At 63.4% G+C, this 24,015-nt stretch carries 22 protein-coding genes and 1 pseudogene; 11 read left to right on the top strand and 12 right to left on the bottom strand.

Features of this window, described 5'->3' with window-relative positions; all coding sequences use genetic code 11:
- Positions 1 to 26: 26 nt before the first annotated feature.
- From ubiE to U9R80_RS27230, 11 genes and pseudogenes are all read left to right on the top strand, one after another.
- Positions 27 to 797 (top strand): bifunctional demethylmenaquinone methyltransferase/2-methoxy-6-polyprenyl-1,4-benzoquinol methylase UbiE, encoded by a 771-nt coding sequence (ubiE, locus tag U9R80_RS01745; protein ID WP_301838422.1) that lies wholly within the window; start codon positions 27 to 29, stop codon positions 795 to 797.
- Positions 797 to 1,420, top strand: coding sequence for a ubiquinone biosynthesis accessory factor UbiJ (locus U9R80_RS01740; RefSeq protein WP_301838424.1), 624 nt, complete (start codon positions 797 to 799; stop codon positions 1,418 to 1,420). Before ubiE ends, U9R80_RS01740 begins: the two co-directional genes overlap by 1 nt.
- On the top strand, positions 1,417 to 3,024 hold the full coding sequence (gene ubiB, locus U9R80_RS01735) for a ubiquinone biosynthesis regulatory protein kinase UbiB (protein ID WP_301838427.1): 1,608 nt from the start codon (positions 1,417 to 1,419) through the stop codon (positions 3,022 to 3,024). The genes U9R80_RS01740 and ubiB overlap by 4 nt, the downstream gene beginning before the upstream one ends.
- 72 nt (positions 3,025 to 3,096) lie before the next feature.
- Positions 3,097 to 3,489 carry a phosphoribosyl-AMP cyclohydrolase gene (gene hisI / locus U9R80_RS01730; protein ID WP_028945559.1) on the top strand — a complete coding sequence of 131 codons (393 nt, stop codon included), beginning with the start codon at positions 3,097 to 3,099 and terminating at the stop codon, positions 3,487 to 3,489.
- Position 3,490: 1 nt separating this feature from the next.
- Positions 3,491 to 3,826 carry a phosphoribosyl-ATP diphosphatase gene (locus tag U9R80_RS01725; protein WP_301838428.1) on the top strand — a complete coding sequence of 112 codons (336 nt, stop codon included), beginning with the start codon at positions 3,491 to 3,493 and terminating at the stop codon, positions 3,824 to 3,826.
- A 25-nt stretch (positions 3,827 to 3,851) separates the two neighbouring features.
- On the top strand, positions 3,852 to 4,127 hold the full coding sequence (locus tag U9R80_RS01720) for a twin-arginine translocase TatA/TatE family subunit (RefSeq protein ID WP_028945557.1): 276 nt from the start codon (positions 3,852 to 3,854) through the stop codon (positions 4,125 to 4,127).
- Between the two features lie 3 nt (positions 4,128 to 4,130).
- A complete protein-coding gene (gene tatB, locus U9R80_RS01715) occupies positions 4,131 to 4,511 on the top strand; it encodes a Sec-independent protein translocase protein TatB (protein WP_301838431.1) in 381 nt (126 codons plus the stop codon).
- Positions 4,508 to 5,299, top strand: coding sequence for a twin-arginine translocase subunit TatC (gene tatC / locus U9R80_RS01710; RefSeq protein WP_301838433.1), 792 nt, complete (start codon positions 4,508 to 4,510; stop codon positions 5,297 to 5,299). The genes tatB and tatC overlap by 4 nt, the downstream gene beginning before the upstream one ends.
- Positions 5,296 to 6,003, top strand: coding sequence for a 16S rRNA (uracil(1498)-N(3))-methyltransferase (locus U9R80_RS01705; RefSeq protein ID WP_301838435.1), 708 nt, complete (start codon positions 5,296 to 5,298; stop codon positions 6,001 to 6,003). The genes tatC and U9R80_RS01705 overlap by 4 nt, the downstream gene beginning before the upstream one ends.
- An 80-nt stretch (positions 6,004 to 6,083) precedes the next feature.
- Positions 6,084 to 7,097 (top strand): annotated as a pseudogene (locus U9R80_RS27235) (methyl-accepting chemotaxis protein); the annotation flags it as partial.
- Between the two features lie 30 nt (positions 7,098 to 7,127).
- The gene (locus U9R80_RS27230) at positions 7,128 to 8,000 is read left to right on the top strand and encodes a methyl-accepting chemotaxis protein (protein WP_442964958.1); all 873 of its coding nucleotides are present in this window, start codon (positions 7,128 to 7,130) and stop codon (positions 7,998 to 8,000) included.
- Between the two features lie 60 nt (positions 8,001 to 8,060).
- Here the strand turns inward: U9R80_RS27230 and U9R80_RS01695 are convergent, their stop codons facing one another.
- From U9R80_RS01695 to hutU, 12 genes are all read right to left on the bottom strand, one after another.
- Complete coding sequence (locus tag U9R80_RS01695; RefSeq protein ID WP_301838665.1) at positions 8,061 to 8,795, bottom strand: amino acid ABC transporter ATP-binding protein; 735 nt, start codon at positions 8,793 to 8,795, stop codon at positions 8,061 to 8,063.
- Complete coding sequence (locus U9R80_RS01690) at positions 8,788 to 9,750, bottom strand: amino acid ABC transporter permease (protein ID WP_301838437.1); 963 nt, start codon at positions 9,748 to 9,750, stop codon at positions 8,788 to 8,790. Before U9R80_RS01690 ends, U9R80_RS01695 begins: the two co-directional genes overlap by 8 nt.
- A gap of 78 nt (positions 9,751 to 9,828) precedes the next feature.
- Positions 9,829 to 10,629 carry a transporter substrate-binding domain-containing protein gene (locus U9R80_RS01685; RefSeq protein WP_028945550.1) on the bottom strand — a complete coding sequence of 267 codons (801 nt, stop codon included), beginning with the start codon at positions 10,627 to 10,629 and terminating at the stop codon, positions 9,829 to 9,831.
- A gap of 192 nt (positions 10,630 to 10,821) precedes the next feature.
- Complete coding sequence (gene mdoH, locus U9R80_RS01680) at positions 10,822 to 13,395, bottom strand: glucans biosynthesis glucosyltransferase MdoH (RefSeq protein ID WP_301838438.1); 2,574 nt, start codon at positions 13,393 to 13,395, stop codon at positions 10,822 to 10,824.
- A complete protein-coding gene (locus U9R80_RS01675; protein ID WP_301838439.1) occupies positions 13,388 to 15,103 on the bottom strand; it encodes a glucan biosynthesis protein G in 1,716 nt (571 codons plus the stop codon). The genes mdoH and U9R80_RS01675 overlap by 8 nt, the downstream gene beginning before the upstream one ends.
- Positions 15,104 to 15,365: 262 nt before the next feature.
- Positions 15,366 to 15,803, bottom strand: a complete 438-nt coding sequence (gene dtd / locus U9R80_RS01670) for a D-aminoacyl-tRNA deacylase (RefSeq protein ID WP_301838440.1) — start codon at positions 15,801 to 15,803, stop codon at positions 15,366 to 15,368.
- The gene (pip, locus tag U9R80_RS01665) at positions 15,800 to 16,771 is read right to left on the bottom strand and encodes a prolyl aminopeptidase (RefSeq protein WP_301838441.1); all 972 of its coding nucleotides are present in this window, start codon (positions 16,769 to 16,771) and stop codon (positions 15,800 to 15,802) included. Before pip ends, dtd begins: the two co-directional genes overlap by 4 nt.
- 116 nt (positions 16,772 to 16,887) lie before the next feature.
- Positions 16,888 to 17,703, bottom strand: coding sequence for an N-formylglutamate deformylase (gene hutG, locus U9R80_RS01660; RefSeq protein WP_301838443.1), 816 nt, complete (start codon positions 17,701 to 17,703; stop codon positions 16,888 to 16,890).
- A 14-nt stretch (positions 17,704 to 17,717) separates the two neighbouring features.
- On the bottom strand, positions 17,718 to 18,923 hold the full coding sequence (gene hutI / locus U9R80_RS01655) for an imidazolonepropionase (RefSeq protein WP_301838444.1): 1,206 nt from the start codon (positions 18,921 to 18,923) through the stop codon (positions 17,718 to 17,720).
- Positions 18,924 to 18,938: 15 nt separating this feature from the next.
- Complete coding sequence (locus tag U9R80_RS01650) at positions 18,939 to 20,351, bottom strand: amino acid permease (protein WP_301838445.1); 1,413 nt, start codon at positions 20,349 to 20,351, stop codon at positions 18,939 to 18,941.
- Positions 20,352 to 20,441: 90 nt separating this feature from the next.
- Positions 20,442 to 21,974: a histidine ammonia-lyase gene (hutH, locus tag U9R80_RS01645; RefSeq protein WP_301838446.1), complete on the bottom strand. Its 1,533-nt coding sequence runs from the start codon at positions 21,972 to 21,974 to the stop codon at positions 20,442 to 20,444.
- A gap of 67 nt (positions 21,975 to 22,041) precedes the next feature.
- On the bottom strand, positions 22,042 to 23,721 hold the full coding sequence (gene hutU / locus U9R80_RS01640) for a urocanate hydratase (RefSeq protein WP_301838448.1): 1,680 nt from the start codon (positions 23,719 to 23,721) through the stop codon (positions 22,042 to 22,044).
- Positions 23,722 to 24,015 lie beyond the last annotated feature (294 nt).

Genomic DNA, 24,015 nt, shown 5'->3' with positions numbered 1-24,015 from the left:
CCAGTAATTTTTTCCGGTGAAGCGATATGAACAATCAGCGCAAAGGCGACAACGCCGAACCCGTCACCCATTTCGGCTATCAGAACGTGCCGGAAAGCCAGAAAGCGGAGAAGGTCGCTGAGGTTTTCCATTCTGTAGCAGCCAAATACGACCTGATGAACGATGTGCTTTCCGGCGGCATGCACCGCCTGTGGAAGCGCTTTACCATCGAGCTGTCCGGCGTGCGCAGCGGTAACCGGGTACTGGACATCGCCGGCGGCACTGGCGACCTGGCCGCCAAGTTCTCGCAACTGGTCGGCCCCACCGGCCAGGTGGTGCTGGCCGACATCAACGAGTCGATGCTCAAGGTTGGTCGCGACCGCCTGCTCGACCGTGGCGTGGCCGGCAATATCGAGTTCGTCCAGGCCGACGCTGAAAAGCTGCCGTTCCCCGACAACCATTTCGACTGTGTGACCATCGCTTTCGGCCTGCGTAACGTCACCCACAAGGAAGATGCCATTCGCTCGATGCTGCGAGTGCTCAAGCCCGGTGGCCGCCTGCTGGTGCTGGAGTTCTCCAAGCCGACCAGCAAGCTGATGTCCAAGGTCTACGACGCCTACTCGTTCGCCTTCATGCCCCTGGCCGGCAAGCTGATCACCAACGACTCGGAAAGCTACCGTTACCTGGCCGAGTCGATCCGCATGCACCCCGATCAGGAAACCCTCAAGGCCATGATGGTCGAGGCCGGTTTCGACCGCGTCACCTACCACAACATGACCAGCGGCATCGTTGCCCTGCACCGGGGCATCAAGCCCTGATGCTCCTGGCCGGTCTTCTCGCCAGCGTCGAGCACGGTCTGAACCGTGTCCTGCGCCTGGACAGCACGGCGCTGCCGCGCCTGGCTGCGCTCGATGGCAAGGTGATTGCCATCGACTGTCGCCAGCCAGCGCTGCAGGTGTTCATCCTGCCCGGTGAAGACGGCCTGATGCTCGCCGCCCACTGGGAGATTGCAGCCGACTGCACCCTGCGTGCCCCGGCCAGCAGCCTGGTTCGCCTGGCCCTGAGCCAGGACAAGACCTCGGTACTGCACAGCCCGCAGGTCGAGCTCGAAGGCAACAGCGCGGTACTGCTGGACCTGGTCGCGGTGCTGCAGGACCTGGAGCTGGACTGGGAATACGAAGTCTCGCGCTGGCTCGGCCCGGTCGCCACGCAACTGCTCAGCGGCCATCTGCGCAGCCGCGCCAGCTGGACGCGCCAGGGCCTGGCCAATCTGAACCAGAACCTCTCCGAGTACCTGGCCGAAGAAGCCCGCACTCTGGTCGGTCAACGTGAAGCCGAAGCCCGATTCAGCGAGCTCGACACGCTCAAAGTCGATATTGAACGCCTCGAGGCGCGCATCGAGCGCCTTGCCCGATCCCTTGATACCAGCGATAACGCATGAAGCTGCTTGCCGTCCGCCGTCTGTTGCGCATCCAGAGCGTGGTCATCCGCTACCGTCTCGATGACTTGCTGTTTGAACTGCCGTTGCCCTGGTGGCTGATGGCCCTGCGGCACCTGATGCCTTGGCGCTGGTTTCCCCGCAAAACCCTGGAACTCAGCCGCGGCGCACGCCTGCGCCTGGCGCTGCAGGACCTGGGCCCGATCTTCATCAAGTTCGGCCAGCTACTTTCAACCCGCCGTGACCTGCTGCCCGAAGACATCGCCGATGAGCTGATGCTGCTGCAGGACCGGGTGCCGCCCTTCGATCCACAAAAGGCCGTGGCCCTGATCGAAGAACAGCTCGGTGCCAAGATCAGCGAAGTGTTCAGCCGTTTCGACGTCGAACCGCTGGCCTCGGCGTCGGTCGCCCAGGTACACGCGGCCAAGCTCAAGAGCGGCGAAGAGGTGGTGGTCAAGGTGGTGCGCCCGGGCCTCAAGCCGATCATCGCCCAGGACCTGGCCTGGCTGTTCCTGATCGCCCGCGGCGCCGAGCGTGTGTCGGCCGATGCCCGCCTGCTGCACCCGGTGGAAGTGGTCAACGACTACGAAAAAACCATCTACGACGAGCTCGATCTGCTGCGCGAGGCTGCCAACGCCAGCCAGCTCAAGCGCAACTTCGAGGGCTCGGACATGATGTACGTGCCCCAGGTGTACTGGGACTGGTGCCGTCCCAAGGTGCTGGTGATGGAGCGCATCTACGGCATCCAGGTCACTGACCTGGCCACCCTGGCCGACCAGCGCACCGACATGAAGATGCTCGCCGAGCGCGGTGTCGAGATCTTCTTCACCCAGGTATTCCGCGACAGCTTCTTCCACGCCGACATGCACCCGGGCAACATCTTTGTCAGCACCGTCAAACCCTGGAGCCCGCAGTACATTGCCATCGACTGCGGCATCGTCGGCAGCCTGACGCCTGAAGACCAGGACTATCTGGCCCGCAACCTGTTCGCCTTCTTTAAGCGCGACTACCGCCGCGTGGCCCAGTTGCACATCGACTCGGGCTGGGTGCCGGCCCATACCAAGCTCAACGAGTTCGAGGCGGCGATCCGCACCGTGTGCGAACCGATCTTCGAGAAGCCGCTCAAGGATATTTCCTTCGGCCAGGTACTGATGCGTCTGTTCCAGACCGCGCGGCGCTTCAACATGGAGGTCCAGCCGCAGCTTGTCCTGTTGCAGAAAACCCTGCTCAATATCGAAGGCCTGGGGCGCCAGCTGTACCCCGACCTGGACCTGTGGAGCACTGCCCAGCCGTTCCTGGAGCGCTGGATGCGCGAGCGCGTCAGCCCCAAGACCCTGCTGCAGAACCTGCACGGCCAGGTCGAACAGATTCCGCACCTGGCCGGTATGACCCGCGACTTGCTCGAACGCATGTCGCAGCCGCACCTGGCCGACCCGCCCAGCCCCTGGCAACAGAAGGGCGATGGCTGGGCCTTGCGCCTGCTCGGTGCCGGCCTGCTCGCGGGCGGCGCAACCCTGGCCGCCGGTGCCGTGAGCCTCAGCGCCCCGGCCGCCTGGCCTGCCTGGCTGATGCTCGCCGCGGGCCTCTACCTGATAGTGCGTCGATAGCCAGCCGCGCCTGCGGCTGGCACACTAGCGCAAGGGCCTGGCACAGAATCAGGCCCTGATTTGGAGTCGAACATGAAAGACTGGCTGGACGAGATCAACTGGAACAGCGATGGCCTGGTACCGGCCATTGCCCAGGACCACAAGACCGGGCGCGTGTTGATGATGGCCTGGATGAACCGCGAAGCATTGAGCCTGACCGCCACCGAGCAGCGAGCCATCTACTGGTCGCGCTCCCGTGGCAAACTGTGGCGCAAGGGTGAAGAGTCCGGCCATGTGCAAAAACTGCACGAAATGCGCCTGGACTGCGACGCCGACGTGATCATCCTGATGGTCGAGCAACTGGGGCATATCGCCTGCCATACCGGTCGCGAAAGCTGCTTCTACCGCGTCTATGAAAACGGTGAGTGGAAGACCGTCGACCCGGTCCTCAAGGATCCCCATGCCATCTACAGCGCAGGACACTGACATGAGCGACACCCTGACCCGCCTGGCTGAAGTACTGGAGTCGCGCAAAGGCGCCGAACCCGACAGTTCCTACGTCGCCAGCCTGTATCACAAGGGCCTGAACAAGATTCTGGAAAAGCTCGGCGAAGAGTCGATCGAGACCATCATTGCTGCCAAGGATGCCGCCCACAGCGGAGATTACAGCGATGTCATCTACGAGACCGCCGATCTGTGGTTCCATAGCCTGGTCATGCTCGCCGCACTGGGCCAGCACCCGCAGGCGGTGCTGGACGAGCTGGACCGCCGCTTTGGCCTGTCCGGGCACGCCGAAAAGGCCGCGCGCCAGCCTTCGGCCTAACTGAATTATCTCGAGGGATTGCACCATGGGTATTTTTGACTGGAAACACTGGGTTGTCCTGCTGGTCGTGGTGGTACTGGTGTTCGGCACCAAGAAGCTGAAGAACCTGGGCAGCGACCTGGGCGAGTCGATCAAGGGCTTTCGCAAGGCCATGAACGAGGAAGAATCCAAGCCTGCCGAATCGACCCCGCCGCCGGTACAACCGGCACAGCCCGTCCAGCCTCAGGCCTCGCCGCTGAACCAGCCGCAGACCATCGACGGCCAGGCGCACAAAGTCGAAGAGCCCATCAGGAAAGATTGATCAATGTTCGGGATCAGCTTCGGCGAACTTCTGCTCGTGGGCCTGGTGGCCCTGCTGGTACTCGGCCCCGAGCGCCTGCCGGGTGCCGCGCGTACCGCAGGCTTGTGGATCGGCCGCCTCAAGCGCAGCTTCAATGCGATCAAGCAGGAAGTGGAGCGTGAGATCGGCGCCGATGACATCCGTCGGCAACTGCACAACGAGCACATCCTCTCCATGGAGCAGGAAGCACGCAAGATCCTCAACCCGCAAAGCGTGAGCCCGCAGCCGCCGGTAACCCCGGTTGCCAGCAGCGAAACCGCCGCCGCGCCGACCCCGGCCAGCAGCGACACCACGCCGGCCGCCAGCGTGACCACCGAACCGACACAGCCCCCGCGAGCCCCATGAGCGATATTCCGGAAAACGACCAGCCGATGCCGCTGGTTTCGCACCTTACCGAGCTGCGTACACGCCTGCTGCGCTGCGTCGCGGCCATCTTCCTGATCTTCGCCGGGCTGTTCTCCTTCGCGCAGCAGATCTACACCCTGGTCTCGGCGCCCTTGCGCGCCCACTTGCCGGCCAACGCAACGATGATCGCCACCGACGTGGCCTCGCCGTTCCTGACGCCGTTCAAGCTGACCATGATCGTCTCGCTGTTCCTGGCCATCCCGCTGATCCTGCAACAGATCTGGGGTTTCATCGCCCCTGGCCTGTACCGCCACGAAAAGCGCATCGCCATTCCGTTGCTGATCTCCAGCATCTTCCTGTTCTACGCCGGGATGGCCTTCGCCTACTTCCTGGTGTTCCCGCTGATCTTCGGATTCTTCGCCAGCGCCACCCCTGAAGGGGTGTCGATGATGACGGACATTGCCAGTTACCTGGACTTCGTCATGACCCTGTTCTTCGCCTTCGGCGTCGCCTTCGAGATTCCCGTGGCCGTAGTGCTGCTGGTGTGGATCGGCGTGGTCGACGTGGAGTACCTGAAGAAGATCCGCCCCTACGTGATCATCGGCTGCTTCGTGGTCGGTATGGTCCTGACCCCGCCGGACATCTTCTCCCAGACCCTGCTCGCGGTGCCCATGTGGCTGCTGTTCGAGATCGGCATTCTGTTTGGCTCGCTGATCCGCAAGCGCAGTGCGCCGCAGGATGACGCTGCCGACGACCACAACGACCAGCCGCCAGCGACCCAGCCGTGAACCTGTTGCTCCTCGAAGAGGCCGACTTCATCGCGGCTGACCGCGTCGTCCTGGCTGACCGGCGCTTTACCCACATGCAGGAAATCCACCGCGTGGCGGTGGGCGACAGCCTGCGCGTCGGCCGCATCGGTGGGTTGATGGGCGAGGCCCGGGTGCTGCGCCTGGAAGGCCACGAGGCGGAGCTCTCGGTCAGCTTCGACCGCGAACCGCCGGCCAAGCTGCCGCTGACCCTGGTGCTGGCCCTGCCGCGCCCGAAGATGCTGCGCCGGGTGTTCCAGACCGTCGCCACCATGGGCGTGCCCAAGGTGATCCTGGTCAACAGCTACCGGGTCGAGAAAAGCTTCTGGCAAACGCCATTCCTCGAACCCGACGCGATTCGCGAGCAATTGATCCTGGGCCTGGAGCAGACCCGCGACACCCTCCTGCCCGAGATCATCATCGAGAAGCGCTTCAAGCCCTTCGTCGAAGACCGCCTGCCGGCCATCGCCCAAGGCACCCTCGGCCTGGTCGGCCACCCCGGCCCCTTCCCCCCCTGCCCGCGCGGCCTGAACGAGCCGGTGACCCTCGCCATCGGCCCCGAGGGCGGCTGGATCCCCTACGAGATCGACTTGCTGGGCAAGGCCGGCCTTGCCCCGGTGCAACTCGGCGAGCGCATCCTGCGCGTGGAGACGGCGGTCACCGCCCTGCTCGCTCGTCTGTTCTGACTTCAGTTTTGCGATCTGGCGCCGATGCATGAGCACCAGAACAATAAAATCGCCTCTGCCGATCGCAATGGAGTCCCACCATGTACCGTTGGTTAGCCCTGCACCTGGGTAACGTGAGCGTCAATCGTAAGCTCGGCATCGGCTTCGGCCTGGTGTTGCTGCTGACCCTGAGCATTACCCTGACCGGCTGGCAAGGCATCAGCGGTATCACCCAGCGCGGCGATACCCTGGGCGGCATCTCCCAGGTGCTGCAGGCCACCCTCGATCTGCGCATTGCCCGCCAGGGCTACCAGATCCGGGGCGACGAGGCCTCGGCGCGCCACCTCGAAAACACCCTGGCCAACCTTGAGCGCCAGTTGCAGGTCATCGACCAGCGCATCACTCGCCCCGAAGATCAAAAACACATCGAGCAGCAGAAGCAGGCCGTGCGTGAGTACCGCCAGGCGCTGCAAGAGGCTGACCAGGCGGCGAAACAGCGCGAGGCCAGTCGCCAGGCCATGTCAGGCAGTGCCGAGCAGGCCGTGTCCTTGATTACCGACGTCGAGCAACAACTGCTCAGCGGTGGCGACATGAACCTGTTCAACAGCGTCGTTGGCGCCGGCAAACTGCTGCAGCAGGCACGCTTCCAGGTGCGCGGCTACACCTACAGCGCCAAAAGCGAATTCCAGCAGGCCGCCTACGAGGCCATCGACCAGGCCACCGCCCAGCTCAAGACCCTGACCGAAGTGCTGCCGGCCAACTTCACCAGCAGCTTCCAGCAGGCCACCCGTGCGCTGGACACTTACCGGGCAGCTGTCACCCAGTTCGGCGCCGCACAAGCTGCCAACGAGCAAGCGACACAGCACATGACCGGCCTGGGCCAGACCCTGATCGACCAGAGCCAGCAACTGACGAGCGCCCTGACCCAGGTTCGCGATGAGGAATCGCAGAACGCCAAATCCATGCTGACCCTGGCCACTGTCCTGGCCCTGCTGCTCAGCCTGCTTGCTGCCTGGGCCATCACCCGCCAGATCGTCATTCCCCTGCGCCAGACCTTGAACGCCGCCGACCGAATCGCCAGCGGCGACCTGCGCCAGGACCTCACTGTCGAGCGCCGCGACGAGCTGGGCCAGCTACAGCGCAGCATGCAGCGCATGACTGTCAGCCTGCGCGAGCTGATTGGCGGCATCGGTGACGGCGTCACCCAGATCGCCAGTGCCGCCGAAGAGCTGTCGGCAGTGACCGAGCAGACCAGCGCCGGGGTCAACAACCAAAAGGTCGAGACCGACCAGGTGGCCACCGCCATGAACGAAATGGCCGCCACTGTGCATGAGGTCGCCCGTAACGCCGAAGAAGCCTCTGAGGCGGCCGTGGCGGCCGACCAACAGGCTCGGGAAGGTGACCGGGTGGTAGGCGAAGCGATCGCCCAGATCGAGCGCTTGGCCTGCGAGGTGAACCACTCCAGCGAAGCCATGGGCCAGCTCAAGGCCGAAAGCGACAAGATCGGCAGCGTGCTTGATGTGATCAAGTCAGTGGCCCAGCAAACCAACCTGCTGGCCCTCAACGCCGCTATCGAAGCGGCGCGCGCCGGTGAGGCCGGACGCGGCTTTGCCGTGGTCGCCGATGAAGTGCGCAGCCTGGCCCAGCGCACCCAACAGTCCACCGAAGAAATCGAGCAACTGATCGCGGGCTTGCAGAACGGTACCCAGCAAGTGGCCACGGTGATGGATGCCAGCCGCAGCCTGACCGACAGCAGCGTCGAACTGACCCGCCGCGCCGGCACGTCCCTTGAGACCATCACCCGTACGGTGTCGGCGATCCAGGCGATGAACCAGCAGATTGCGGCGGCAGCAGAGCAGCAGAGCGCCGTGGCGGAAGAGATCAACCGCAGCGTGATGAACGTTCGGGATGTGTCGGATCAGACCTCGGCGGCCAGTGAAGAGACGGCGGCGTCGAGTGTCGAGCTGGCGCGGTTGGGGAACCACTTGCAGATGCTGGTCGGGCGGTTCCAGCTGTAAACCGTATCGCGGGGCAAGCCCGCTCCTACCTGGTAGGAGCGGGCTTGCCCCGCGATGACCCTAAAGAACCTGACGCAAAAACGCCTGAGCCCGCAGGTCCTTGGGCGAGGTAAAGAACTGCTCAGGCGGCGAGTCCTCCAGCAGCTTGCCATGGTCGAAGAACAGCACCCGGTCCGCCACTTCACGGGCGAAGCCCATTTCGTGGGTCACGCAGACCATGGTCATGCCTTCCAGGGCCAGGGTCTTCATCACATCCAGCACTTCGCCGACCATTTCCGGGTCAAGCGCCGAGGTCGGCTCGTCAAACAGCATGACTTTCGGGTCCATCGCCAGGGCGCGGGCAATCGCCACGCGCTGCTGCTGGCCACCGGACAACCGCGACGGGTACTCGTTGGCCTTCTGGGCGATCCCGACCTTCTCCAGCAGCGCCCGGGCCTTGGCTTCGCGCTCTGCCTTGCCGCGCTTGCGCACCACCTTCTGGGCCAGGCACAGGTTCTCCAGCACCGTCATGTGCGGGAACAGGTTGAAGTGCTGGAACACCATGCCGACTTCACGGCGGTAGGCGTTGACGTCCGTCTTGGGGTCGGCCAGTTGCAGCCCGTCGATGGCCACGGTGCCCTCGTCGAAGGATTCCAGGCCGTTCAGGCAGCGCAGGAAGGTCGACTTGCCCGAACCCGACGGGCCGAGCACCACCAGCACTTCGCCCTTGGCCACATCGGTACTGACATGGTCGACCGCCCGCACCACCTGGCCACGGGTATCGAAGACTTTTACCAGATCACGAACTTCAATCACTTTGCGCAAGCCTCCGCTCAAGCCGGCTGGCCATGTGCGACAGCGGCAGGTTGATCAACAGGTACAACCCGGCGACACAGAACCAGATCTCGAAGGTCGAGAACGAGGTGGTGATCGCCTCGCGCCCGCTCTTGGTCAGTTCGGTAATGGCAATCACCGACACCAGCGAGGTGTCCTTGACCAGGCTGATGAACTGCCCGGCCAGCGGCGGCAACACACGCTTGAACGCTTGCGGCAACACCACATGGCGCATCGACTGGCTTGCGCTCAGGCCCAGGGAACGGGCCGCTTCGCCCTGCCCCTTGGCAATCGACTGCACGCCGGCACGGACGATCTCGGCAACATAGGCGCCGGTGAACAGCGCCAGCGCCGCCACCCCGGCAAACTCCCGGGACAGGTTCAGCACGGTGCCGATGAAGAAGTAGAAAATGAAGATCTGCACCAGCAACGGCGTGCCGCGCACCAGCTCGACGTAGACCGTGGACAGGTCACGCAGGGTCGGGTTGTTGGACAAGCGGCACAGACCGGCAAACAGACCGATCACCAGGCCCAGCACGCCCGAGGCCACCGAGATCCAGATAGTGGTCCACAGGCCCCAGGCCAAGGGGCCGGCGGCCCAGTGATGGGTGACGCCAATCAAGTCGCCTTCAGCGACATCGTCGCCACGCGACAGCTGCACACTGCCCTGTTCAACCTCGAATACCTGCTCGGCACCGCTCTCGTCACGCACGGTGACGGTGGCCATGTTGCCGCGGGGGGTGATCGACTCAATGGTGCCGTTTTCGGGGGCGCGCTGGGCAACTTCAGCCTGGTAGGCGAAGTACTGCGGCACCCGGTTCCAGCTCCACTCGTAGGAGATCATCGAGGTCGCGTAGTACAGGCTCAGCGCCAGGCCCACCAGGACCAGCGCGGTGAGCCCGTGCCAGGGCCACTGGGATTTTTTGTGTTTGATCACGTAAGCGTACTTCCGTAAAAGCGAACGCGCAGGACCAGCCTGCGCGTCGGGTTTCAAGCCAGGCGCTGCGCCGTGGCCTTATTCCATGTCCTTGAGCCAGGCGGTGTCCTTGAACCACTTGTCGTGGATTCGATCGTAGGTACCGTCGTGCTTGATCTGGTGCAGGAAGTTGTTGATGAAGTTCAGGCTGTCGTAGTCGCCCTTCTTCAGGCCGAAGGCCAGGGGCTCGAAGGTGAACGGCTTGTCCAGGAACAGCAGCTTGCCGGCACCGGCCTTGTTCACCGCAACCACGTTGTACGGCGCGTCATAGACGAAGGCGTCGGCCTTGCCGTTGACCACGTCCATCACCGCTTCCTGCTCGTTGTCGTAGCCGTGGTACTTGGCCTTGCCGATCAGCTTCTTGGCGACCATTTCACCGGTGGTGCCGAGCTTGGAGGTCAGGCGGTACTTCTCGTTGTTCAAGTCTTTGTAGGACTTGATCTCGCCCGCCAGTTCCTTGCGGATCAGCAGGGTCTGGCCGACCACGATGAAGGGTTCGCTGAAGTTCAGTTTCAGGTTGCGTTCCTGGGTCAGGGTCATGCCGCTGCTGATGATGTCGAACTTGTCGGTCATCAGGGCCGGGATGATGCCGTCGTAGGAAGTGGAGACCATCTCCAGCTTGACGCCCATGGACTTGGCCATGGCTTTGAGGATATCGACTTCGAAGCCGACGATCTCGCCGCGCTTGTTGGTCATCTGGAACGGCATGTAGGTAGGGTCCATGCCGGCACGCAGGGTGCCACGCTTGACTGCATCATCAATAGCCCCGGCTGCCTGGGCGGCGTTGACCGCGACCAGTGCCGTGACGCCGACCAGCAGCATCGACAGATATTTTTTCAACATCACCAGATCCCCCAGCAATAAAGCCCGAATTTTATTTTTAGCGCGAACCGTCCTACAAACCGGTGCGAGATATTCGGAGGGGATGCTAACGCATGGGCAGCGTTGTGGGTATCGGAAAAAGGGGGGAGACGATCGCGGGGCAAGCCCGCTCCTGCATTGGCTGCAGGAGCGAGCTTGCCCCGCGATGAATCAGGCGCTGGCCATCGAAGGCTGCGCCACCGGCTCCGGATGCAGCGGCAGCAACGGCGAGTGCGGATCGTTGGCGATCGACTGACGCCACACGCTCAACCAGGGCTCGTGCTTCTCATCCCACACGCGATTGTGCAGGCGAGTCAGGGCGACCGGGTCGCTGAGCAGGGCCAGACGGGTATTGCCGTCCAGGCCGGTCGGCCCCAGGTCCAGCGCCTTTTCGATCCGCTCGGCACGCAGCGACTCGATCGGCGCCGCGACACCGTGACGTGCAGTGGCCAGGGCACAGGCCAGGGCGTTCTGTTGCGGGTCGACCACTGCACGGACAAAGCCGTCGTGCATGGCGTGCCAGCGGTTCTCGTGGGTGTACTGGTCGGTTGCCAGCAGCTCGTGGGGCGTGGCGTATTCCTCGGGGATCAGGAACAGGCTCTCGTCCTTGGCGCGCAGGCCCAGGTGCACGCGGCTGGAGATCACCGAGACCGGGATCGACAGCATCAGCGAACCCACGATCGGCACCAGCCACCACAGGAAGCTTGGGTTCAGCCAGGCCACCAGCAACGCCCAGGCCACACCCAGCAGGGTTTGCGGGCCGTGACGGCGTACCGCTTCGCTCCACGGGGTGGAGTCGTCGTCACGCTGCGGCGAGTTCCAGGTCGCAGCCCAACCCAGGAACGCGGCGAGCACGAAACGGGTATGGAAGATCATCCGCACCGGCGCCAGCAGCATGGAGAAGAGCATCTCCAGCAGCATCGACAGGGTGACCTTGAAGCGCCCGCCAAACTCTTTCGCGCCCTTGGCCCAGATCAGGATGACGCTGAGCAGCTTGGGCAGGAACAGCAGCACGATGGTGGTGGAGAACAGCGCGATGGCCTTCTCCGGGTGCCATTGTGGCCACAGTGGATAGAGCTGGCGTGGTTCGAGGAAGTACTGCGGCTCCATCAGGGTGTTGGTCGCAAGCAGCGCCGTCGACAGCACCAGGAAGAAGAACCACAGCGGCGCCGACAGGTACGACATCACCCCGGTGAGGAACACCGCGCGGTGAACCGGGTGCATGCCCTTGACCAGGAACAGGCGGAAGTTCATCAGGTTGCCGTGGCACCAACGCCGGTCACGCTTGAGCTCGTCGAGCAGGTTCGGCGGCAACTCCTCATAGCTGCCCGGCAGGTCGTAGGCAATCCATACGCCCCAGCCGGCACGGCGCATCAGCGCAGCTTCGACGAAGTCGTGAGAGAGGATGGCACCGGCGAACGCGCCTTTACCCGGCAACGGCGCCAGGGCGCAGTGCTCGATAAAGGGCTTCATGCGGATGATCGCGTTGTGGCCCCAATAGTGCGACTCACCGAGCTGCCAGAAGTGCAGGCCGGCGGTGAACAGCGGGCCATAGACGCGGGTGGCGAACTGCTGCATGCGCGCATACAGAGTGTCCATGCCCGAGGCTTTCGGCGCGGTCTGGATGATACCGGCGTCCGGGTTGGCTTCCATCAAGCGCACCAGGCTGGTCAGGCATTCGCCGCTCATGACGCTGTCGGCGTCGAGCACCACCATGTAGCGGTAGTCGCTGCCCCAACGACGGCAGAAGTCGTCGAGGTTGCCGCTCTTGCGTTTTACCCGGCGACGACGACGGCGGTAGAAGATCCGCCCGAAGCCCTTGGACTCGCGGCAGACTTCAAGCCAGGCCTGTTGTTCGGCCACCGCGATGTCGGTGTCGTTGGTATCGCTGAGGACGAAGAAGTCGAAGCGGTCCAGGTCGCCCGTGGCAGCCACCGACTCGAAGGTCGCACGCAGGCCGGCGAACACCCGTGGCACATCTTCGTTGCAGATCGGCATGACGATGGCAGTACGCGCACCGGCCTCGATCGGCTCGTTACCGGCACTGCTGCCGGAGATGCGGTACTTGTCGCGGCCGGTCAGCAGCTCGAGGAAGCCCATCAATGCGGTCCAGAAACCGGCCGATACCCAGCAGAACAGGATACCGAACAGGATCAGGATGCTGGTCTGCAGCGCATACGGCCAGACCTGGGTTGCCGTTTGCAGCAGCGGCTGGTGCATGACTTCGTCAAGATCAACGAACGACCAGCCCTGGTACGGCAGGATGCCCTTCATGTACCAGCCGGCAACGATGGTCTGGCCGAGCATCAGCGTCAGCAGGATATAGCGGCGCATGGAGCCGACCCAGCGCCAGCGTGCCTTGGGCAGCTCACGCTTGGCCGGTGCCGGGGCGTTGGTACGCCCGGTCAGGCGGCGCCAGGCGCGGATCAGGATGTTGGTCCGCCATGGCTCGGGAATGACCCGGGTCCGCTTGATCGGCGGCGTGGCTTTCAGGCACACGCGACCGCTGGCGTCGAGGCCGAGCATCTCGGCCTCTTCCATTTCAGCGGCGCTGGTCAAGGTCAGGCGGCTGCCCACCGAGGCCTGGACGGCCTCGGCATCGCGCACAGCCGGCTGCGAAGACAAACGCTGGTGCAGCTCGCTGAACGAGGAACAGCTGGCAAGTTCTGCCCGCTGCTCGTCGCTCAGAGGTAAATGGGCCAGGTACTCGCCGAGCGATTCTGGCCGTGCTTGAGAATTACTCATCGGCAGGCAACTGGTAGCTCCAGGTCTCGGTCAACACCTGTTCGGTGGTGGCCGGTGTCCCGGTGGTAGGCGCCGCGTCGGCGGCAGGTTGCTCGGCAGGCTTCTCGGCCTTGGCATGCTTGGCCGCAGCCTTGTCCTGCTTGGCAGGTTTAGCTGGCTTGGCCGGCTCGACCGGAACGTCACGCAGCAGGGCTGCGCGCATTTCCACGGACTTGCTCGGGTCCTTGACCTTGAACCGCAGGGTCAGGCGCCAGCCTTTGATTTCCGGGTTGTAGCGCAGGTTGTTCTCGACCAGTTCGGCGTTGTCGCCGACGCTGACCTGGCTACGCACAGCGGTGTCTTCTGGCAGTTTAGCCAACACCGGACCCTCGAAATCGACCAGGAAGGCAACGCTGCCGTCTGGCTGGCGGATCAGGTTGGATTGCTTGACGTCACCGGTGGAGCGCAGGGTCTGCTTGACCCAGCCCAGGTTCGGCGAGTGGAACTCGGACTCGTCGATGGTCCAGTGCAGGCGGTAGGCGTAGTCGAACGGGGTACCTGGCTCCGGCAGTTTTTCCGGGCTCCAGAACGCAACGATGTTGTCGTTGGTTTCATCGGCAGTCGGAATCTCGACCAGGTCCACTGTGCCCTTGCCCCAATCGCCAACCGGCTCGATCCAGGCGCTTGGGCGCTTCTGGTAGTTGTCGTCCAGGTCTTCAAACTGGCTGAAGTCACGCTGGCGCTGCAGCAGGCCGAAACCACGCGGGTTCTCGACGCTGAAGTTGCTCACGGCCAGGTGTTTCGGGTTGTTCAGCGGACGCCACAGCCACTCGCCATTACCGGCGTGGATCGATAGGCCTTCGGAGTCGTGCAGGGCCGGACGGTAGTTGAGCACCTTGGACGGCTGGTTGCCGCCGAACAGGAACATGCTGGTCAGCGGGGCAATGCCCAGGCGGCTGACGTGGTCACGCAGGAACACCTTGGACTTGACGTCGACAATGGTGTCGCTGCCCGGACGCAGGGTCAGGCGGTAGGCGCCGGTGGAGCGCGGCGAATCGAGCAGCGCGTAGATCACCAGGTGCTTGTCGGCAGGTTTCGGACGCTCGACCCAGAACTCGGTGAAGCGCGGGAACTCTTCGCCGGACGGCAGCGCGGTGTCGATGGCCAGGCCACGGGCCGACAGGCCATACACGTGGCCCTTGCCGACTACGCGGAAGTAGCTGGCGCCAAGCAGGGTCATGATCTCATCCTGCTTGTCGGCCTTGTTGATCGGGTACAGGACGCGGAAACCGGCGTAACCCAGGTTCTCGGTGGCCTTTGGATCGAACTGCACATTGCCGAAATCGAAGCGGCTCGGGTCGTACTTGATCTCGTTGACCGTGGTCGCCGTCACTTCGTTGATTTTCACCGGCGTGTCGAAGTGCATGCCCTGGTGATAGAAGGACAGCTTGAACGGGGTTTTCTCATTCGCCCATTCAGCCTTCTCATTAAGGAAGCGAATTTGCTGGTAGTCACCGTATTTCATGTCACGGAACACGGCCGGCAGATTGCTTTTTGGAGCCTCATATTTCTGTCCGGCAAGATCCTTCGCCTTGGCCGCGACATCGTCAAGGTTGAACGCCCAGAGCTGGCCGGCGCTGAGCAGGCCTACCAGCGTAGCGCCCGCCAGCAGGGCCTTGCGCAGCCGATTGCCAGGAGTTCTTGGTGCATTACAGGGACTTACAATCACGAGCAACCCTCGCCGAAAACAGATCTAAAGAACCAACGGCCAGCGACAAATGCCAGGTTGGCGAGCACTGTTCGGACTCCGAAAGGGCGCAATGATTCCCCAAACGGTTCCAGACAGTCTCAAGTCAGAGTGAAACGAACCCACGAACGCAGGTCCACATAGCGCGCGATTATCCAGCAGGCCGCGTTACAACGCATCAGGCGAAACAAACTATTTCTGCCACAAAACCCCTTGTTTTCTAACAAACAGGGGTTTTTTGCCATCAGATTTGTAACATAAATGTTACGGGGCCATCATTGACCAGATGCACTTGCATGTCTGCACCAAATTGGCCACTGGCAACCGTTTCATGTTTGAGCCTGGCCTGGGCCAGCAGGTAGTCGAACAACTCGGCGCCCAGTGCCGGCGGCGCGGCCGTCGAGAAGCTTGGCCGCAACCCGCTCTGGGTGTCGGCGGCCAGGGTGAACTGGGACACCAGCAGCAGCCCGCCACCGATGTCCTTGAGCGACAGGTTCATCTTGCCCTGCGGATCGCTGAATACCCGGTAGTTGAGCAGCTTGTGCAAGAGCTTGTCGGCGTGGGCCGGGGTATCGCCGGGCTCGACCGCCACCAGCACCAGCAGGCCCTGGTCGATTGCACCGACGGTCTGCCCTGCTACATCGACCCGCGCGCCCCGCACGCGTTGCAGCAACCCCTTCATGCTTCTTCCAGGGGCAGGTCCAGCAGGCGCCGGGCCATCTGGTCGGCGGCGCGTACCAGGGCATCGGTGATGCCCGGCTCGGACGCGGCGTGGCCGGCGTCGCGAATCACCTTGAGCTCGCTGTTCGGCCAGGCCTGATGCAGCTCCCAGGCATTGTCCAGCGGGCAGATCACGTCGTAGCGGCCATGCACGATCACCGCCGGCAGGTGGGCGATCTTCGGCATGTCGCGGATCAGTTGATCGGGTTCGAGGAAGGCATTGTTGGTGAAGTAATGACACTCGATGCGGGCAATCGACAACGCACGCTGAGGCTCGGAGAAGCGATCGACCACCAGCGGATTGGGCCGCAAGGTGGCGGTGCGCCCTTCCCAGGTGGACCACGCCTTGGCGGCGTGCATCTGGGCGATCTGGTCGTTGCCGGTCAGGCGCTTGTGAAAAGCGCCGACCAGGTCGCCCCGTTCCTCGGCCGGGATCGGGGCAATGTAGTCTTGCCAGTAGTCAGGGAACAGGCGGCTGGCGCCTGCCTGGTAGAACCACTCGATCTCCTGCGGGCGGCACAGGAAGATGCCGCGCAGAATCAGCCCGTGAACGCGCTCGGGATGGGTCTGGGCGTAGGCCAGGGCCAGGGTCGAACCCCAGGAGCCGCCGAACAGTACCCACTTGTCGATCCCCAGGTGCTTGCGGATGCGCTCGATGTCTTCGACCAGATGCCAGGTGGTGTTGTTTTCCAGGCTGGCATGGGGGGTCGAGCGACCACAGCCACGCTGATCGAAAGTGATGATCCGGTACAGGTTCGGGTCGAAGTAGCAGCGGCTCTGGGCATCGCAGCCTGCACCCGGCCCCCCGTGGATGAACAACACCGGCAGACCTTCCGGCGAACCGCTCTCGTCGACATACAGCACATGCGGTGCTTCCACGGCCAGATCGTGCCGGGCGTAGGGTTTGATCTGCGGGTACAAGGTCTGCATTACGCACTCCGTGTGGGAATTATTCTGCCGTTGGGCATCATAAACCTGAATTGCGCTTAGAGCATCATCACGGCAGTGGTAGGAGCGGGCTTGCCCCGCGATAGCAGTCTGTCAGGTCAATCGCCTCGCGCAGCAAGCCCGCTCCCGCAGCCCCAGGCAAGCATGGTTTCCAGCAGCTGCTTCAACACCACTTGGGTCGGCTGCGCCAGGTCTTCGCGGTACTTGAACGGCTCGACCTCTTCCATATAGGTGCTCTGCGCCAACTCCAGCTGTACCGCATGGATGTTGTTGGCCGGGTCGCCGTAGTGACGGGTGATGTGCCCACCCTTGAAGCGGCCGTTGAGCACATGGCTGTACTGCTCGGCCCTGGCGCAAACGGCCTGCAGGCGCTCGGCCAGCTGCGGATCACAACTGGCGCCATTGAAGGTGCCCAGGTTGAAGTCCGGCAGTTTGCCGTCGAACAGGTGCGGGATATGCGAGCGAATCGAGTGGGCATCCCACAGCAGCGCGTAACCGAACTGCTTCTTCAAGCGGTCCAGTTCACTGCGGATAGTGTTGTGATAAGGGCGCCAGATGCCTTCCAGGTACTCGGCCCGCTCTTCGGCCGACGGTTCCTTGCCAGCCTCGAACAGGGGCTCGCCCTCGAACAAGGTGGCCGGGTACAGCCCGGTGGTGGCACCGGTATACAAGGGCTTGTCGTCGTCCGGGCGGTTCAGGTCGATGACAAAGCGCGAGTACTCGGCCGCCACCACGCTGGCGCCCAGTTCACGGGCAAAGTCGTACAACTGCGGAATGTGCCAGTCGGTGTCGGGCAGGCTTCGCGCCTGCGCCACCAGTCCGGCTTTGACCACAGGGGTCAGGCGCAGGCCGGCATGGGGCATGCTGATCAGCAGCGGCAGGCTGCCTTGGTGAAAACTCAGTACCTTGTCCATAGGCCCTCCTTTAATCAGTTGAAAATTTCATGGCCCAGGCGCACCACCCGCTTGGGCAGGTCGCCGCCCAACCAATACGACAGGTCTGCCGGACGCTCGATCTGCCAGGCGACGAAGTCTGCCACCTTGCCCACCTCCAGCGAACCATGGCTATGACCCAGGCCCAAGGCCGTGGCGGCGTGCAGGGTAACACCGGCCAGGGCTTCTTCCGGCGTCATGCGGAACAGTGTGCAGGCCATGTTGAGCATCAGGCGCAACGACAGCCCCGGCGAGGTGCCCGGGTTGAGGTCGCTGGCGATGGCGATTTTCACCCCGTGCTTGCGCAAGGCATCCATCGGCGGCAGCTGGGTTTCACGCAAGAAGTAAAAGGCCCCGGGCAGCAACACCGCCACGGTCCCTGATGCCGCCATGGCAATGGCGTCGTCTTCGGTCATGAACTCCAGGTGATCGGCCGACAGCGCCTGGTATCGCGCGGCCAGGCTCGAGCCCGCCAATGACGACAGTTGCTCGGCATGCAGCTTGACCGGCAACTTCAGCTCATGGGCCTTGATGAACACCCGCTCGACCTGGGCCGGGGAAAAGGCCAGGTACTCACAGAATGCATCCACGGCATCGACCAGCCCCTCGGCAGCCAGGGCCGGCAGCATCTCGTCGCAGATGTGGGTGATGTAGTCGTCGGCGCGGTCCTTGTACTCAGGCGGCAAGGCATGGGCGGCCAGGCAGGTGCTGCGCACGGTCAGTGGCAGCTCCTCGCCCAGGCGACGGGCCACCTTGAGCATCTTGCGCTCGTTGGCCAGGTCCAGGCCGTAGCCTGACTTCACCTCAAGGGTGGTCACGCCATCGCGCATCAGCGCCTGCACCCGCTGGCGGGCACTGGCGAACAGCTCATCTTCGCTGGCCGCGCGGGTAGCCCGCACGGTGCTGGCGATGCCGCCGCCCTGGGCCGCGATCTCGGCGTAGCTCACGCCTTGCAGGCGCTGCTCGAACTCGCCGCTGCGATTGCCACCGAACACCGCGTGGGTGTGGCAGTCGATCAGCCCCGGCGTGACCCAGGCGCCGCCCAGGTCCACGGTTCTGTCAGCGGTGATGGCCGGTAGCGACTGGCGCGGACCGATCCACTCGATGTGGCCGGCGCTGGTGACAATCGCCGCGTCCTCGATGATCGAGTAGCTGCCTTGGGCCATGCTCGCCACATGGCAGTGCTGCCAGAGGGTTTTCATGGAACGTCTCCGTCGTTAGCGGTGAGATTGAGAAGGATCCTGGGCCAGCGGCATCTCGCCCTTGGCTGCCCGCGGCTTGCACCACAGCAGGTAGGAAGCGACCAGGAACAGCACCCAGACCACGCCCACCAGCAATGCGGCCTGAGTATCAGGGAAGTACCCGAGCACGCCGAACACGAACAGCATGAAGGCAATGGCGGCAGCCGGCCCGTACGGCCAGAACGGCACCGGGAACTTGAGCTGGGCCACCTCTTCACGGCTCATGCTGCGGCGCATGGCCACCTGGGTCACCAGGATCATCAGCCAGACCCAGACAGTAGCAAAGGTGGCGATCGAGGCAATCAGCAGGAACACGTTTTCCGGGATCAGGTAGTTGAGCACTACACCGCCGAGCAAGGCCGCACCCATGACCATCACGGTCATCCACGGCACGCCGTGACGGGAGATCTTGGCGAAGCCTTTGGGTGCATGTCCTTGCTGGGCCAGGCCGTACATCATCCGACCGGCGCCGAAGATGTCACTGTTGATGGCCGACACTGCCGCCGAAATCACCACGATGTTCAGCACAGTCGCTGCCGAGCCAATGCCCAGGTTGCTGAAGATCTGCACGAACGGGCTGCCCTGGCTGCCGATCTGTGGCCATGGGTATAGGCACATCAGCACGAACAGGGTGAGGATGTAGAACAGCAGGATGCGCAGCGGCACGGCGTTGATCGCCTTGGGGATGACGCGCTGCGGGTCTTTGGCCTCGCCGGCGGTGATGCCGATGATCTCGATGCCGCCGAAGGCGAACATCACCACGGCAAACGAGGCGATCAGGCCGCCGATGCCGTTGGGCATGAAACCGCCATGCTCGAACAGGTTGCTGACGCCCACCGCGTTACCGGTATCGGCAGTGCTCAGCCCGAACGCCATGATGCCGAAGCCGGCCAGAATCATTGCAACGATGGCGCCGACCTTGAGCAAGGACAGCCAGAACTCCATCTCGCCAAACACCTTGACGTTGCACAGGTTCAGGCCGCCGATCAGGAAGACAATGCCCAGCACCCAGATCCAGCGGGCCACCTCCGGAAACCAGAAGCCCATATAGATGCCGAACGCCGTGACGTCGGCCAGGCAGACAATGATCATTTCAAAGGCGTAGGTCCACCCCAGGATGAACCCGGACATCGGCCCCAGGTAGGTGTTGGCGTACTGGCCGAAGGAGCCGGACACCGGGTTGTGCACGGCCATTTCACCGAGCGCGCGCATCACCATGAAGACGGCGGCACCACCAATCAGGTAGGCCAGCAGCACGGCCGGGCCGGCCATCTGGATCGCCGAGGCAGAGCCGTAGAACAGGCCGGTCCCGATTGCCGAGCCCAATGCCATGAAGCGAATATGACGCGCGTTCAATCCGCGCGTGAGTCCTTGAGCTTGAGTGTGCATTTCGCGTCCTGTTTTTGTTGTAGGCGAAAAGCGGCACGGACCTGTGAAGGTCCGTGCGGCAGGTGGCTGGCCCACAGGCCAGCCCAGGGATCACAGGCTAGGCAGGACCTTGGCCGGCAGCAGACCGGTCAGGTGACCTTCAGCCAACAGGGCGATTGCCGCCTCGATGTCCGGGGCGAAGAAGCGGTCTTTCTCGTAGTAGGCGACCTTGCTACGCAGGGTCTGGCGGGCTTGTTCCAGTTTCGGCGAGGTCTTCAGGCCTTCGCGCAGGTCCAGGCCCTGGCAGGCAGCCAGCCATTCCACGGCCAGAATGCCGCGCACGTTGTCGCTCATTTCCCACAGGCGCTTGCCGGCAGCCGGGGCCATCGACACGTGGTCTTCCTGGTTGGCCGAGGTCGGCAGGCTGTCGACGCTGTGCGGGTGGGCCAGGGCCTTGTTCTCGCTGGCCAGTGCAGCGGCGGTCACCTGGGCGATCATGAAGCCCGAGTTGACGCCACCGTTGGCCACCAGGAACGGCGGCAGCTGGGACATGTGCTTGTCCATCATCAGCGAGATGCGGCGTTCGCTGAGCGAGCCGATCTCGGCAATGGCCAGGGCCATGTTGTCGGCCGCCATGGCCACGGGTTCGGCGTGGAAGTTGCCGCCGGAGATCACGTCACCTTCGTTGGCGAATACCAGCGGGTTGTCGGACACGGCGTTGGCTTCGACCACCAGCACCTCGGCAGCCTGGCGGAACTGGGTCAGGCAGGCGCCCATGACTTGTGGCTGGCAGCGCAGGGAGTACGGGTCCTGTACCTTGCCGCAGTTCTGGTGCGAAGCCGAGACTTCGCTGCCGTCGCCGAGCAGGTCGCGGTAGCAGGCGGCGGCGTCGATCTGGCCGCGCTGGCCACGGGCCTCGTGGATACGGGCATCGAACGGCGAGCGCGAACCCAGTACCGCTTCGACCGTCAGGCCACCGACCGACATGGCGGCGGCGAACAGGTCCTCGCCTTCAAACAGACCGCGCAGGGCAAAGGCGGTGGACGCCTGGGTACCGTTGAGCAAGGCCAGGCCTTCCTTGGCCGCCAGGGTCAGCGGCTCGAGGCCGGCAACTGCCAGGGCTTCGGTGGCGGGCAGCCACTGGCCGTTGTGGCGTGCCTTGCCTTCGCCGAGCAGTACCAGCGACATGTGCGCCAGCGGTGCCAGGTCGCCGGAGGCGCCAACCGAACCTTTGAGCGGAATGTGCGGGTAGACCTCGGCGTTGATCAGGGCGATCAGTGCATCGATCACCTTGCGGCGGATGCCGGAGAAACCACGGCTCAGGCTGTTGACCTTGAGCACCATGATCAGGCGCACCAGGGCGTCATCGATTGGCGCGCCTACGCCGGCGGCGTGGGACAGCACCAGCGAACGCTGCAGGTTTTCCAGGTCGTGGCTGGCGATACGGGTCGAGGCCAGCAGGCCGAACCCGGTGTTGATGCCGTAGGCGGTGCGGTTTTCCGCCAGGATCTGCTCGACACAAGCGACGCTGGCATCGATCTGCTGATCGGCGCTGGCATCCAGCTTGAGTTTTACCGGCTGCTTGTAGATCGCACGCAGCTGAGCCAGGGTCAGGGTGCCGGGCTTCAGGGTCAATTCAGTCACGTTAATGCTCCGTACTCGTGAGGCGTATTCGCCTGCATAGATATCAGTATCAACCAATTGGCGATGATCAGCCTGTAATCATCGGCAGGTTCAAGCCTTGTTCCTTGGCGCAGTCGATGGCGATCTGGTAACCGGCATCGGCGTGACGCATGACACCGGTGGCCGGGTCGTTGTGCAGTACGCGAGCGATACGCTCGGCCGCTTCATCGGTACCGTCGCAGACGATCACCATGCCCGAGTGCTGGGAGAAGCCCATGCCTACGCCGCCACCGTGGTGCAGCGAAACCCAGGTCGCGCCGCTGGCAGTGTTGAGCAGGGCGTTGAGCAGCGGCCAGTCGGAGACGGCGTCGGAGCCATCCTGCATGGATTCGGTTTCGCGGTTGGGGCTGGAGACCGAGCCCGAGTCCAGGTGGTCGCGGCCAATGACGATGGGCGCCGACAGCTCGCCGCTACGGACCATTTCGTTGAACGCCAGGCCCAGCTTGGCGCGCAGGCCCAGGCCAACCCAGCAGATACGCGCCGGCAGGCCCTGGAAGCTGATGCGCTCGCGCGCCATGTCCAGCCAGTTGTGCAGGTGGGCGTCGTCGGCGATCAGTTCTTTGACCTTGGCGTCGGTCTTGTAGATGTCTTCAGCATTGCCCGACAGCGCAGCCCAGCGGAACGGACCGATACCGCGGCAGAACAGCGGACGGATGTAGGCCGGTACGAAGCCTGGGAAATCGAACGCATTGCTGACGCCTTCTTCCTTGGCCATCTGGCGGATGTTGTTGCCGTAGTCGAAGGTCGGGATGCCCTGCTTCTGGAAGTCGAGCATGGCCTCGACGTGTACGGCCATGGATTGCTTGGCGGCCTTGACCACGGCAGCCGGGTCGGTCTGGGCGCGGTCGCGGTACTGCTCCCAGGCCCAGCCGGCAGGCAGGTAGCCGTTGAGCGGGTCGTGGGCGCTGGTCTGGTCGGTGACCATGTCGGGGCGCACGCCACGTTTGACCAGCTCAGGCAGGATTTCGGCAGCGTTGCCCAGCAGGGCAATGGAGATGGCCTTGCCTTCGGCGGTGTACTTGGCAATGCGTGCCAGGGCGTCGTCCAGGTCCTTGGCCTGCTCGTCGACATAGCGGCTGCTCAGGCGGAAGTCGATGCGACTCTGCTGGCACTCGATGTTCAGCGAGCAGGCACCGGCCAGGGTCGCGGCCAGTGGCTGGGCACCGCCCATGCCGCCCAGGCCAGCGGTCAGTACCCACTTGCCCTTGAGGCTGCCGTTGTAGTGCTGGCGACCGGCCTCGACGAAGGTTTCGTAGGTGCCCTGGACGATGCCCTGGCTGCCAATGTAGATCCAGCTGCCGGCGGTCATCTGGCCGTACATGGCCAGGCCCTTGGCATCCAGTTCGTTGAAGTGTTCCCAGTTGGCCCAGTGCGGCACCAGGTTGGAGTTGGCGATCAGTACACGCGGGGCGTTGCTGTGGGTCTTGAACACGCCGACCGGCTTGCCCGACTGCACCAGCAGGGTTTCGTCTTCGTTGAGGTTGGTCAGGCTCTCGACGATCTTGTCGTAGCACTCCCAGTTACGCGCGGCGCGGCCGATGCCGCCATAAACCACCAGTTCCTTGGGGTTCTCTGCCACTTCCGGGTCGAGGTTGTTCATCAGCATGCGCAGCGGTGCTTCAGTCAGCCAGCTTTTGGCGGTGAGCTTGTTGCCGCGGGCTGCGCGGATTTCGACGTCACGGAATTTTTTGAAATTGTTGTCAGTCACGGAAATGGCTCCTAAGCGATCAGTCCAAACCAACCCAGGCATTGGGTGTGTCATGGCACTTATACAAACACATATTTACTTGTATGTACAAGCATAGGCAATTGAAATGCCAACTTCTCGAACCTGTCCTCCAAGCGGCGCGAATGCAGGTGCTAAAGCCCCGCAGGCCTTGGAGCCGGTCTGAAATATTTTTTTCGGGCGGTATTTTTGGGGAGAGAAGCCGACCAGTGGCGTTGCACCACTGCGGGTCAATCGGTAACAGCCCCGCCCAAATGCGTGGCCGAGGCTGTTACG

It is taken from the genome of Pseudomonas sp. JQ170C, assembly GCF_035581345.1.
Classification (GTDB): Bacteria; Pseudomonadota; Gammaproteobacteria; order Pseudomonadales; family Pseudomonadaceae; genus Aquipseudomonas.
Note: the sequence above shows the minus strand (reverse complement) of the source record. Positions and strands in the feature narration are given on the sequence as shown.

Coding starts and splice junctions, on each gene's coding strand:
- ubiE (WP_301838422.1), top strand. CDS start 27: ATGAACAATCAGCGCAAAGGCGACAACGCCGAACCCGTCACCCATTTC.
- U9R80_RS01740 (WP_301838424.1), top strand. CDS start 797: ATGCTCCTGGCCGGTCTTCTCGCCAGCGTCGAGCACGGTCTGAACCGT.
- ubiB (WP_301838427.1), top strand. CDS start 1,417: ATGAAGCTGCTTGCCGTCCGCCGTCTGTTGCGCATCCAGAGCGTGGTC.
- hisI (WP_028945559.1), top strand. CDS start 3,097: ATGAAAGACTGGCTGGACGAGATCAACTGGAACAGCGATGGCCTGGTA.
- U9R80_RS01725 (WP_301838428.1), top strand. CDS start 3,491: ATGAGCGACACCCTGACCCGCCTGGCTGAAGTACTGGAGTCGCGCAAA.
- U9R80_RS01720 (WP_028945557.1), top strand. CDS start 3,852: ATGGGTATTTTTGACTGGAAACACTGGGTTGTCCTGCTGGTCGTGGTG.
- tatB (WP_301838431.1), top strand. CDS start 4,131: ATGTTCGGGATCAGCTTCGGCGAACTTCTGCTCGTGGGCCTGGTGGCC.
- tatC (WP_301838433.1), top strand. CDS start 4,508: ATGAGCGATATTCCGGAAAACGACCAGCCGATGCCGCTGGTTTCGCAC.
- U9R80_RS27230 (WP_442964958.1), top strand. CDS start 7,128: ATGCAGCGCATGACTGTCAGCCTGCGCGAGCTGATTGGCGGCATCGGT.
- mdoH (WP_301838438.1), bottom strand. CDS start 13,395: ATGAGTAATTCTCAAGCACGGCCAGAATCGCTCGGCGAGTACCTGGCC.
- dtd (WP_301838440.1), bottom strand. CDS start 15,803: ATGAAGGGGTTGCTGCAACGCGTGCGGGGCGCGCGGGTCGATGTAGCA.
- pip (WP_301838441.1), bottom strand. CDS start 16,771: ATGCAGACCTTGTACCCGCAGATCAAACCCTACGCCCGGCACGATCTG.
- hutG (WP_301838443.1), bottom strand. CDS start 17,703: ATGGACAAGGTACTGAGTTTTCACCAAGGCAGCCTGCCGCTGCTGATC.
- hutI (WP_301838444.1), bottom strand. CDS start 18,923: ATGAAAACCCTCTGGCAGCACTGCCATGTGGCGAGCATGGCCCAAGGC.
- U9R80_RS01650 (WP_301838445.1), bottom strand. CDS start 20,351: ATGCACACTCAAGCTCAAGGACTCACGCGCGGATTGAACGCGCGTCAT.